The following is a 12,024-nucleotide window of genomic DNA, read 5'->3' on the forward strand; positions in this document are numbered from 1 at the left end:
AAAATTTTTGATATTAGTAGGAGAAATTTTAAAATGGCTGAAACAAAAGTAATGGCCTTGCGTGAAGCGATTAACTTGGCTCAAAGCGAAGAAATGCGTAAGGATGAAAAAGTATTCTTGATGGGTGAAGACGTCGGTATCTACGGCGGTGACTTCGGTACATCTGTTGGTATGTTGGACGAATTTGGTCCAAAACGCGTTCGCGACACGCCTATCTCTGAGGCAGCAATCGCTGGTTCTGCAGTTGGTGCAGCTCAAACAGGTCTTCGTCCAATCGTTGACTTGACTTTCATGGACTTCGTGACAATTGCACTTGACGCGATTGTTAACCAGGCTGCCAAAACAAACTACATGTTTGGTGGTGGCTTGAAAACACCTGTAACCTTCCGTGTGGCATCTGGTTCAGGTATTGGTTCAGCAGCACAGCACTCACAATCTCTTGAAGCTTGGTTGACCCACATTCCAGGTATCAAGGTGGTTGCACCAGGTACTGCTAACGATGCAAAAGGCCTTTTGAAATCATCTATCCTTGATAACAACCCAGTTATCTTCTTGGAGCCAAAAGCTCTTTACGGTAAAAAAGAAGAAGTGAACTTGGATCCTGATTTCTACATTCCACTTGGTAAGGGTGAAATCAAACGTGAAGGTACTGATGTAACCATTATTTCATACGGTCGTATGTTGGAACGTGCCTTGAAAGCGGCTGAAGAAGTAGCTGCAGAAGGTATCAGCGTAGAAGTGGTTGACCCACGTACCCTTATCCCATTGGATAAAGAATTGATCATCGAATCAGTGAAGAAAACTGGTAAGGTTATCTTGGTCAACGATGCTTACAAAACAGGTGGTTTCATCGGTGAAATCGCATCAATCATCACAGAAAGCGAAGCCTTTGACTACTTGGATGCACCAATCATCCGTATCGCTTCAGACGATGTACCAGTTCCTTACGCAAACATTCTTGAAAACGCAGTATTGCCAAACGTAGAGAAAATCAAAGCGGCAATCTACAAGCAAGTAAACAAGGGTTAAGAATCATGAAAGGACGGGCAACCGTCCTAGCCCTGTTTGAAAGAGTGTAGCCAGTATTTGACCTGCCTTGATGAAACGGTCTGGTTTATTGGTTACGTAAGAAACTGAAAGAAAGGAATTGAACCCGTCCGGAAAACTAGGAGAAAAGATAATTCACTACGAAAATGAGGATTTTCTATTTTTCAATCGTTTTCTGTTCGGACTTGGTATCTTAAAAATGGCTATTGAAATCATTATGCCTAAGCTCGGTGTGGACATGCAAGAAGGTGAAATCATCGAGTGGAAAAAACAAGAGGGCGATTTCGTCAACGAAGGCGATGTCATCTTGGAAATGATGTCTGACAAGACTAGCATGGAGCTGGAAGCAGAAGAGTCAGGCGTCCTATTGAAAATTGTTCACGGAAACGGTGCTACCGTTCCTGTAACAGAAGTTATTGCCTACATAGGTGCTGAAGGTGAGACGGTTGAAGCCGGCGCTTCATCTGCTCCAGTTGCTCCAGCAGCGGCTATTGAAGAAGTACCTGCAGGTCGTACACCAGTAATCGTTGCTCCTGCATCTGCTGCCAAACCACAAGGTGGAGGCAAGGTTCGTGCAACGCCAGCTGCGCGTAAATTGGCGCGTGAGCTTGGTATTGACTTAGGACTTGTGCCAGGAACTGGTGCAAATGGCCGTGTCCACAAGGCTGACGTTGAAGACTTCAAGGGAGCAGCTCCAAAAGCAACTCCGCTTGCAGCCCGTATTGCAGCAGACCAAGGTGTTGATTTGTCAACCCTTACAGGTTCAGGTGTCAATGGTAAGATTGTCAAGGACGACGTTCTTGCAGTACTTGCTCCTGCAGCGGTAGAAACTGCTGCGCCAGCACCGAAGGCTGAAGAGAAACCAGCTAAAGAATTGCCAGAAGGCGTTGAAATCATCAAGATGAGTCCAATGCGTAAGGCGATTTCAAAAGGTATGGTTAACTCTTACTTGACAGCTCCAACCTTTACGCTTAACTACGATATCGACATGACCAACCTCATGGCGCTTCGCAAGCAAGTCCTTGAGCCAATCATGAACAAGACTGGTTTGAAAGTAACATTTACTGACTTGATCGGTCTTGCAGTGGTTCGTACCTTGATGAAGGAAGAACACCGCTATATGAATGCATCTTTGATTAACGATGCACAAGAAATCGAGTTGCACAAGTTTGTCAACCTTGGTATCGCGGTAGGTTTGGATGAAGGCTTGGTCGTACCAGTTGTTCATGGTGCAGATAAGATGAGCTTGTCTGACTTCGTGGTGGCTTCAAAAGATGTCATCAAGAAGGCTCAATCTGGTAAGTTGAAGGGAGCTGAAATGTCAGGCTCAACCTTCTCTATCACCAACTTGGGTATGTTTGGTACTAAAACCTTTAACCCAATCATCAACCAACCAAACTCAGCCATCCTTGGTGTTGCAGCTACTGTTCAAACACCAGTTGTTATCGACGGTGAGATCAAGATCCGTCCAATCATGGCACTCTGCTTGACCATTGACCACCGTATCGTTGACGGTATGAATGGTGCTAAGTTCATGGTTGACTTGAAGAACTTGTTGGAAAACCCATTGGAATTGTTGATCTGAGATAAGATGCAAAAGGCGTTAAGAAAACCGTATGAAAATAGGAAATCAACGATGTGCCTTGAGGCACGAGGCGATTTATCTTTTTCAATAGGTTTTTAGCCTGTGCTCAATTTGGTAAAGAGAAAAAATAAAGAAAGGATGTAGAACGAGTTCGTGACATTTGAACACGAACTAAATGCTTCGGAATTTAGATAGTCCGCCTTGGATGCAAGCATCCTGTGTTGGACTCCTAAAATTCTGTCGCATTTGACGTTCTTTGTATCATAACTATGGCAATTGAAATTATTATGCCTAAACTTGGTGTAGATATGCAAGAAGGCGAAATCATCGAGTGGAAAAAACAAGAGGGTGATTTTGTCAACGAAGGTGATGTTATCTTGGAGATGATGTCAGACAAGACAAGCATGGAATTGGAAGCGGAAGAGTCAGGTGTTCTCTTGAAAATCGTTCATGGTAACGGTGCGACAGTTCCTGTAACAGAAGTTATTGCTTACCTTGGTGCAGAAGGTGAAACAGTTGAAGTGGGTGCTGCACCTGCTCCAGCTGAGGTTGCACAAGCAACTGCTGACTTGAAGGCAGCTGGTTTGGAAGTTCCTGCAGCTCCTGCAGCAGCTCCACAAGCTCCTAAGGCTGAATTGGCAGCTGACGAGTATGACATGGTTGTTGTCGGTGGTGGTCCTGCTGGTTACTACGCCGCTATCCGCGGTGCTCAATTGGGCGGTAAAATCGCTATCGTTGAGAAATCAGAATTTGGCGGTACCTGCTTGAACAAGGGATGTATCCCAACTAAGACCTACCTCAAAAATGCTGAAATCCTTGACGGCTTGAAGATTGCGGCTGAGCGTGGTATCAACCTTGCTTCAACAAACTACACCGTTGATATGGACAAGACAGTTGACTTCAAGAACAAGGTTGTGAAGACCTTGACAGGCGGTGTAGCAGGTCTCTTGAAAGCTAACAAGGTAACAATCTTCAACGGCCTTGGTCAAGTAAACCCTGACAAGACTGTTGTTATCGGCGACAAGGTCATTAAAGGTCGTAGCATCGTTCTTGCAACAGGTTCGAAAGTATCCCGCATCAACATTCCAGGTATCGATTCTAAGTTGGTATTGACTTCTGATGATATCCTTGACTTGCGTGAAATTCCGAAGTCACTCACTGTTATGGGTGGTGGCGTAGTCGGTGTGGAACTTGGTTTGGTTTACGCATCATATGGAACAGAAGTAACAGTTGTTGAAATGGCAGACCGTATTATTCCGGGTATGGACCGCGAAGTGTCTGTAGAATTGCAAAAAGTCCTTTCTAAGAAAGGTATGAAATTCTTGACTTCCGTTGGTGTATCTGAGATCGTTGAAGCCAACAACCAGTTGACCATCAAATTGAACGACGGCTCAGAAATCGTTTCTGAAAAAGCCCTTCTTTCAATCGGTCGTGTACCACAATTGGCTGGTCTTGAAAATCTTAACCTTGAACTAGACCGCGGTCGTATCAAGGTCAACGAATACCAAGAAACATCTATCCCAGGTATCTACGCACCAGGTGATGTTAACGGTACTAAGATGTTGGCTCACGCTGCTTACCGTATGGGTGAAGTGGCAGCTGAAAATGCCATCCACGGTAACCACCACAAGGCTAAATTGGACTTCACACCAGCAGCGGTTTACACTCACCCAGAAATCGCTATGGTTGGTTTGACAGAAGACCAGGCTATCGAGAAATACGGTAAAGAAAACATCCTTATCGGTCGCAACAGCTTCACTGGTAATGGTCGTGCCATTGCTTCTAACGAAGCACATGGTTTTGTAAAAGTTATCGCTGAGAAGAAATACCATGAAATCCTTGGTGTTCACATCATCGGTCCAGTTGCAGCTGAAATGATCAACGAAGCAGCAACTATCATGGAATCTGAGTTGACAGTTGACGACGTGGCAGCATCTATCCACGGTCACCCAACCTTCTCAGAAGTTATGTATGAAGCCTTTCTCGATGTGCTTGGTGTTGCAATCCACAACCCACCAAAACGCAAATAATCAGATAAGCAAAAAGAAAGTCGATTGGCTTTCTTTTTCCAAGTTCATAGGATAGTATTATTCTTTCGCAGTTTTCGACTGTTTTTTGATAGAAAAACAGACTATACTTGTAGTAGAAAAATAGTAAGGAGAATATAGTGTGCGCAAGATAATTTTTTTAGATGTGGATGGAACCTTGGTTGACTATCATAATCGGATTCCAGAATCTGCCATTCGTGCCATTCGACAGGCCAGAGAGAATGGGCACTTGGTTTATGTCTGTACAGGTCGAAGTCGGGCGGAAATGCAACCAGAACTATGGGAGATTGGTCTTGACGGAATGATTGGTGGCAACGGCTCTTATGTCGAGCATCAAGGACAGGTGGTCATGCATCAGGTTATTTCAAAAGATGATAGCCGAGCGATTGTAGACTGGCTTCACGAACGTGGTTTGGAATTTTATCTGGAAAGCAACAACGGGCTCTTTGCCAGTGAGAATTTCCGTGAACGTGCTCGTGAAACCCTGCGGATATATTCCATGAACAAAGGGAAAACTGCCGAAGAGGTTGCCAATCAAGAAGTAGAAGATGTCATACACGGGATAGTGTTTGATGGAGAATTGTATCGAGATGATTTGAATAAAGTCAGTTTTCTACTCGACTCCTACCAGGATCATTTGGACTCCAAAGAAGCCTTTCCGCAACTGGTTGCAAACACCTGGGGAGGCCGTGGCGAGACAGCACTATTTGGTGATTTAGGTGTCAAAGACATCAACAAAGCCCACGCCATCTCAGTTTTGTTGGATCACATAGGTGCAAACCAAGTGGATACCATCGCTTTTGGGGATGCTAAAATTGATATTCCCATGCTGAACTATTGTGCTACTGGTGTTGCTATGGGAAATGGCGGAGCAGAAATCTTGGCTATGGCAGATATGATTACTGACGATGTCGAAGAAAACGGCCTCTACAATGCCTTTGAAAAATTGGGTTTGTTGTGAGTTACTAGTTTGAGAACGAGTGTTTAAAGGTATTGCAAAACCGCTAACAATTTGATAAGATAAGAGTGGGATTGTTACTGAACAGCAGGCAAAACCTAAATTCATAGTAAGAAATCTGGCGACAGTCTTCTTTGGTGTGGATTTGGGTTCTTTTAGGCTCCTTGTCAACTGTAGTGGGTAGACGAAAAGCTAACACCTAGAGAGGACGAAATTCGTTCTCTCTTTCTTTTTTTTAGGGGATAAGCTGAAAAGGACTCTTCCCAGTCCTTTTCACTGTTCAAAGCAATCAAAGTGCGTTTTTTAAAGTTTTCATCTTCCTGAAACCAAAGGCATTTCTCTTAATGACTTTGATGAGATTGTTGGTAGCTTCCAGTTTGGCGTTGGAATAAGGTAATTCCATGGCGTTTAAAACCTTAATTTCCATGGTGGATTTACCCACTACAGTCTTATAGAGCCTTAAAATGTCATCGCTACAAACGAAGCTGATGTGGAGTAATGTATATACAAAAGAAGCTGGGGGTCCAGCTTCTTATTTATTTATTGGTAAATACTGACGTGCAATGCGATTTTCTGGCTGACGATCGTGCAGATAGATGACGAAGAGGAAGAACCATTCGGCTGGTTTCATGATCAGGTAAATCAGATCTGCCTGCCAGGCTTTGCGAATATGTTTGGAAATGGGATAGCCATACCGGTCGTAGATGGAACGAATGCGGCCATGCAAGCGTGGACATCTTTCTTCTAAAATCTGTTCAAAAGCATTGGCAATTTGTAGCTGACGATTGACCACCACACGATGTCCATGGCGTTCCCCCATACGAATGGGTTTGACCAGTTTACGGTGACCAGCAGCCCCCACTGTACAAAGATAGTGTTCATCATAGAATGCGTTTGGTGGGGAGATTTTTTCCGACAAGGCCCAATCACTGGTTTCCGTCCACATCTGAAGTAGCTGGTCAGTTTTTTGACCAAAGAGAATGAGATAGGAGCCAAGAACTGCAAGATAGGGAAGACTGAAGAAGAGGAGCCAAATTGGCAGAGAAAGGCTTTTTTGCAGGAGAGCAGAAAGTCTAGGGAAGCGTGGGTTGTTCTGCTTTGCAAGTTCTGCCTGCCACAGTTGAATGGTTTGTAAAATGGTCCGACTGTAAATGAGACAAATATTAAAAGGAACCAAACACAGGTAGCAGTAGGTGAAGAAATCTGTTTCAATCAAAGTAGAAAGTTGTATGGTCCACAAAACAGCAAAGACAAAACTTGGATACAGGCAGCTGATGAGTAGGACGGTTAGGAGAGGGGGGAGGAGCCTGGTTTGGTAGATGTTTAGCACCAAATAAGCTAAAACACCCATAAGAAGAAGGAAGAACTGTCCCGACCAGGCTTTTGTCTGTATTGGGCTGTGAAGTTGGATGTTAACAAGGGTTTCTGGCCAATCGACGTACACAACTTGGGCACCCTCAAGAGCTAGCCAACTTAATCCCGTTCCTAGAAAGAAAATCAAACCATCGTTAATCCAAAAACTATACTCTTTTAACTGTTTTTTCAAAAGGTCCATAAAATGGCGGATGTTTTTCCAAGTCAGATAAAGAGGAAGAATCAAGCAGATGATGGGGATATTGATTACCCACATAAAAGGAACAAAGATGCTTGAGATAATATAAATTTTCCAAAATGTGTTTAACTGTTTTTTCATGACTTCCTCCTTCTCTAGCCTACCATCAATTTATAGAAAAAGCAAGACAGGTCAGAAAAGTAAGGTTCCAACACTTGCCTTTTGTTATCGTTTCCACTATAATAAAAATTAGTTAACAATAAAGGAGTTTCGCATGAAATACATCGTAAATAATAGCAACGACCCAGCTTACAACATCGCCCTCGAAGCCTATGCCTTCAAGGAATTGACAGAGATTGACGAGATTTTTATTCTCTGGATCAACGAGCCTGCCATCATTATCGGTAAGCACCAGAATGCCATTGAAGAAATCAACAAGGAATTCACAGACGAAAAGGGTATCCATGTTGTTCGCCGTCTGTCAGGTGGTGGCGCGGTCTATCATGACCTCAACAACCTCAACTACACCATTATTTCTAACAAGGCGGACGAGGGAGCTTTTGATTTTAAAACCTTCTCCAAGCCTGTGATTGATACCCTTGCGACACTAGGTGTTGAGGCCAATTTCACTGGCCGTAATGACCTGGAAATCGACGGCAAGAAAATCTGTGGAAATGCGCAAGCCTATGCAAAAGGTCGTATGATGCACCACGGTTGCCTACTCTTTGATGTGGATATGTCGGTCTTGGCAAGTGCCCTCAAGGTCAGCAAGGATAAAATCGAGTCCAAAGGTGTCAAGTCAGTCCGTGCCCGCGTGACTAATATCAACAACGAATTGCCAGAGAAGATGACAGTCTTGGAGTTCAAAGATGCTATCCTCAACCAGATGAAGCAAGAATATCCAGACATGGATGAGTATGTCTTGTCAGAAGGTGACTTGGCTCGTATCCAAGAAATCCGAGATACCCAGTTTGCGACTTGGGATTGGACCTACGGTCAAACACCAGAATACACTGTGGAGCGCAGCGTTCGTTACCCGGCTGGTAAAATCACAACCTACATTAAGGCTGAGAAATCAGTTATTGAGTCCATCAAGATTTACGGTGACTTCTTCGGTATCGGTGATGTATCGGATATCGAAGACATTCTGGTCGGCACTCGCTATGAATACGCAGATGTCCTTGCCAAATTACAAGAAATCGACACCACTCACTACTTCTCACGCATGACAACAGAAGAAGTGGCAAAAGCGATTGTGGCATAATCTATTTGGCTGTCCATGAACTTGGATAGTCTTTTCTTTCGTGAAATTGTTTTCAGTAAGCCCTTTTCACTTGCACATTTTCTATATTATGGTATAATTATTTTCTGTGAGTATCCCTCACTTACTCGTGGCTAGACCATGAGTCATTAGACCAAAAGGAGGAACATATCAATGGCTAAATACGAAATTCTTTATATTATTCGTCCAAACATTGAAGAAGAAGCTAAAAACGCTTTGGTAGCACGCTTTGACTCTATCTTGACTGACAACGGTGCAACAATCGTTGAATCAAAAGCATGGGAAAAACGTCGCCTTGCATACGAAATCAAAGATTTCCGCGAAGGTTTGTACCACATCGTTAACGTTGAAGCAAGCAACGATGAAGCTCTTAAAGAGTTTGACCGTTTGTCAAAAATCAACGGCGACATTCTTCGTCACATGATTGTCAAACTTGACGCGTAAGAAGGTAGATTATGATAAATAATGTAGTATTGGTTGGTCGTATGACCCGTGATGCAGAACTTCGTTATACTCCGTCTAACCAGGCTGTTGCGACTTTTACTCTGGCAGTTAACCGCAATTTTAAAAATCAAAACGGTGAGCGTGAAACGGATTTTATCAACGTAGTCATTTGGCGTCAACAAGCTGAGAATTTGGCGAATTGGGCTAAGAAAGGTGCTCTGATTGGTATTACTGGTCGTATTCAGACTCGTAGCTATGATAACCAACAGGGACAACGTGTCTACGTGACTGAGGTGCTTGCGGATAGTTTCCAACTCTTGGAAAGCCGTACTGCTCGTGAAGGTCAAGGTGGTGCTTATTCAGCTGGTAATTCATTTGCCGCTGGGAATGACTATAACTCACCTTATCAAGCACCTGCACAATCTACACCTAACTTCGCTAGAGAAGAAAGTCCATTTGGAGCTAGTAATCCAATGGATATATCAGACGATGACCTACCATTCTAGGTCTGAAATAATAATATAAAGGAGAACACACATGGCTCAACAACGTCGTGGCGGTTTCAAACGCCGTAAAAAAGTTGACTATATCGCAGCTAACAAAATTGAATATGTTGATTACAAAGATACTGAGCTTCTTAGCCGTTTCATTTCTGAACGTGGAAAAATCCTTCCACGCCGTGTAACTGGAACTTCAGCTAAAAACCAACGTAAAGTAACAACAGCTATCAAACGTGCTCGCGTAATGGCATTGCTACCATTCGTAAACGAAGATTAGTAAAAAGACCCTGACGGGTCTTTTTAGCTTGCGCTCTAGAAATGCGAAAAGCGCAATAACAGTATGGACCATTTTTTCATGAGCTTGAAAACACGAGAGTGAATTAAGGACCTTGAATGGACTGTTTTTCACGAGCTCAAAATTAACGAAAGCGAGTAATGATCTGGTGTACTGAAACAGTCTGGTGATAGACTATTTCAGCTGCTTAAACAAATTTATGACACAATGAATAGAATTCTCAGATCTTTTGACGGCTGGACTGTATAGATAAATAAAAGCGACTGGATAGACCAATCGCCTTTTGTTTATTATTGTACAGGTGACATTGCGTTACGGATATTGTATTTCTTTTTCAAGAGGTAGCGAGCACCGAAAGCTGCAGCTCCAATAAGAATGGTAACAAGTGGAGGCAAGACAGGGTTTAGGCTAGCAGGGATTAGTGCTGCCAAGAGGAAGACAAGTGACCATGCCAGCGTAGCAAGTCCAAGGAAGAGGATTGCTTTTAATAATTTAGGACGTTGACCAGTTTTAATTTGCTCTCTGTAAACGAAGTGGTACATGAAGTACATACCTGCGCCGACACCAAAACCAATGACCAATAGAGTGAACAAGCCGTACTGGGCACCTTGTCCCAATAAGTTCATCAATCCATTGATACCTGCAATAATAGCCAGCATGAAGAGACTAGAATCCAGCCACATCAACCAAGGATTTTCGTTGTATTCAACTTGGTCTTTCTTTTCTTGTTCAGAAATAGTTTTGCTGGCCGCCCATTCACTCGGTGCTCCATAGAGATTGCGAGCTGTTACGCCAGTTTTTTGTTTCTCGATAATAGTCGGCAAGATTTCTTCCAACAGTTCCTTAATTTCGCTATCAGACTTACCATCTTTGATGAGCTGGTTGGTGGCAATGTGGATGAATTCCTGGTTTTTCTTGGTTAATTCTTTAAATTCTGTAAATGACATTGTAATCTCCTAATGTTAGAACCATCTCTTACGAATGAAGTAGAAGGTTAATGATAAGCTGATGGCAAAGGCGAAGAGGATAATCCACCAAAATGCATAGGGAATATCGTTGAAGGGAATAATGTTATCCTTAAAGTTCATACCATAGGCAGAGAAGACCATGGTTGGAATGGACATGACAATGGTCATGAGAGCCAAGGTTTTCATGATGGTATTCTGGTTGTTGGAAATGATGGATGCAAAGGCATGGGTCATCGAATTTAGGATGGAACCATAGATGTCTGCCATCTCAATAGCCTGTTGGGTTTCGACCAAAGTATCCTCCAGTAGATCCTCATCCTCTTCATATTTTCGAAGGAGGCGAGAAGAACTAGCCAGTTTCTTGACCAACCGTTCGTTGGTTTTGAGGGAGGCCTTGAAGTAGACGATGGTTTTTTCTAATTCCATGAGTACAATCAGTTCTTCGTTTCGAGTGGCTTCATGGAGCTGTTTCTCAATTTCTTCACTCTTTCTATCAATGGTCCGTAGGGCAGAAAGATAGAGCTGGGCATTGCGGTAGAGGATTTGGAAAACGAAGCGGGATTTCATAAAGGTAAAGAAATTCCGCAAACGACGGTGGATAAATTGGTCAAAGAGTGGTAATGGCTCTAAGCAAGTTGTGATAATCGCATCCTCAGTCAATACAATACCAAGCGGAATGGTGATATAGTAGGTCTTGTTATTGCGCTCCTCCAGAATTGGAACGTCCACCAAGATTAGTGTATAATCATCTTCAACCGTAATACGAGAAGACTCTTCCGCATCGAGAGGTGCCCGGAGGTCAGCAATGTCAATCTTATAGTGTTCAGCTACTTCCATTGACTCGCTCTGGGAGGGGTTGACCAAATTAATCCAAGCCCCAGGTTCAAAGGTTTGGATTTCTTCTAAATCTGTCATGGTTGATAGAAAAATCTGCTTCATATGACGCCCTCCTTTTTGTAATTGTTTTGTTAACGCAACCTCTATTATACCAAAAAATGTGTCGTTACGGAAAGCTTTTATGCAGAATTGTGATATAATATGAAGACATTTAAGTGAGTAAGTTGTACGGACTTTTTCTCATCTCTCATTGTACAGCTAGAGCCTCTTAAGAAAGGAATTGAACACGGGCTAAATGCAGTGTCAAAAATTGCTGTTTTCTTCATGTTTAAGCATGTGGAACTAGTTGTCTTGACGGGGGTGCGCCTTCGAAATCACAGATTTCGGGCTTGCCGCCTATTTTGACTGTGCATTTAACGCCCTTTGTATCTTTAGAAAGGAATTGAACACGCCCTAAACGCTGTGTGAAAAATTGCTGGTTTCTTCATGTTTAAGCGTGTGGAACTGG

11 protein-coding genes and 1 pseudogene are annotated in these 12,024 nt (G+C 43.1%); 8 read left to right on the plus strand and 4 right to left on the minus strand.

The genetic code is table 11. From position 1 onward, the window contains the following. The first annotated feature begins 33 nt into the window (after positions 1 to 33). From ACEE44_RS08255 to ACEE44_RS08270, 4 genes are all read left to right on the plus strand, one after another. The gene (locus ACEE44_RS08255) at positions 34 to 1,029 is read left to right on the plus strand and encodes an alpha-ketoacid dehydrogenase subunit beta (protein ID WP_014638601.1); all 996 of its coding nucleotides are present in this window, start codon (positions 34 to 36) and stop codon (positions 1,027 to 1,029) included. Between the two features lie 217 nt (positions 1,030 to 1,246). Next, a complete protein-coding gene (locus ACEE44_RS08260; protein ID WP_449171896.1) occupies positions 1,247 to 2,632 on the plus strand; it encodes a dihydrolipoamide acetyltransferase in 1,386 nt (461 codons plus the stop codon). 269 nt (positions 2,633 to 2,901) lie between these two features. After that, a complete protein-coding gene (gene lpdA / locus ACEE44_RS08265) occupies positions 2,902 to 4,662 on the plus strand; it encodes a dihydrolipoyl dehydrogenase (protein ID WP_158455638.1) in 1,761 nt (586 codons plus the stop codon). A 139-nt stretch (positions 4,663 to 4,801) separates the two neighbouring features. After that, on the plus strand, positions 4,802 to 5,641 hold the full coding sequence (locus tag ACEE44_RS08270) for an HAD family hydrolase (protein WP_171999726.1): 840 nt from the start codon (positions 4,802 to 4,804) through the stop codon (positions 5,639 to 5,641). Positions 5,642 to 5,830: 189 nt separating this feature from the next. Here the strand turns inward: ACEE44_RS08270 and ACEE44_RS08275 are convergent. Both ACEE44_RS08275 and ACEE44_RS08280 read right to left on the minus strand, forming a co-directional pair. Continuing rightward, positions 5,831 to 6,056: pseudogene (locus ACEE44_RS08275) on the minus strand (transposase); the annotation flags it as partial. Positions 6,057 to 6,170: 114 nt separating this feature from the next. Further along, positions 6,171 to 7,331, minus strand: a complete 1,161-nt coding sequence (locus tag ACEE44_RS08280) for a DUF6688 domain-containing protein (RefSeq protein ID WP_248033734.1) — start codon at positions 7,329 to 7,331, stop codon at positions 6,171 to 6,173. A 133-nt stretch (positions 7,332 to 7,464) separates the two neighbouring features. Between ACEE44_RS08280 and ACEE44_RS08285 the strand changes: the two genes are divergently transcribed. From ACEE44_RS08285 to rpsR, 4 genes are all read left to right on the plus strand, one after another. Then, positions 7,465 to 8,454 carry a lipoate--protein ligase gene (locus tag ACEE44_RS08285; protein WP_449171897.1) on the plus strand — a complete coding sequence of 330 codons (990 nt, stop codon included), beginning with the start codon at positions 7,465 to 7,467 and terminating at the stop codon, positions 8,452 to 8,454. Positions 8,455 to 8,625: 171 nt separating this feature from the next. After that, positions 8,626 to 8,916, plus strand: a complete 291-nt coding sequence (rpsF, locus tag ACEE44_RS08290) for a 30S ribosomal protein S6 (protein WP_024418487.1) — start codon at positions 8,626 to 8,628, stop codon at positions 8,914 to 8,916. A gap of 11 nt (positions 8,917 to 8,927) precedes the next feature. Continuing rightward, the gene (locus ACEE44_RS08295; protein ID WP_172050674.1) at positions 8,928 to 9,422 is read left to right on the plus strand and encodes a single-stranded DNA-binding protein; all 495 of its coding nucleotides are present in this window, start codon (positions 8,928 to 8,930) and stop codon (positions 9,420 to 9,422) included. Between the two features lie 31 nt (positions 9,423 to 9,453). Continuing rightward, entirely contained in the window at positions 9,454 to 9,693 is a 240-nt protein-coding gene (gene rpsR / locus ACEE44_RS08300) for a 30S ribosomal protein S18 (RefSeq protein WP_002939250.1), read from the plus strand. Positions 9,694 to 10,001: 308 nt separating this feature from the next. Here the strand turns inward: rpsR and ACEE44_RS08305 are convergent, their stop codons facing one another. After that, the gene (locus ACEE44_RS08305; protein WP_172028934.1) at positions 10,002 to 10,658 is read right to left on the minus strand and encodes a DUF1129 family protein; all 657 of its coding nucleotides are present in this window, start codon (positions 10,656 to 10,658) and stop codon (positions 10,002 to 10,004) included. Positions 10,659 to 10,673: 15 nt separating this feature from the next. Next, positions 10,674 to 11,618, minus strand: coding sequence for a magnesium transporter CorA family protein (locus ACEE44_RS08310; RefSeq protein ID WP_105118273.1), 945 nt, complete (start codon positions 11,616 to 11,618; stop codon positions 10,674 to 10,676). Positions 11,619 to 12,024: the final 406 nt, after the last annotated feature.

The organism is Streptococcus sp. 32226D021BW, assembly GCF_053545015.1.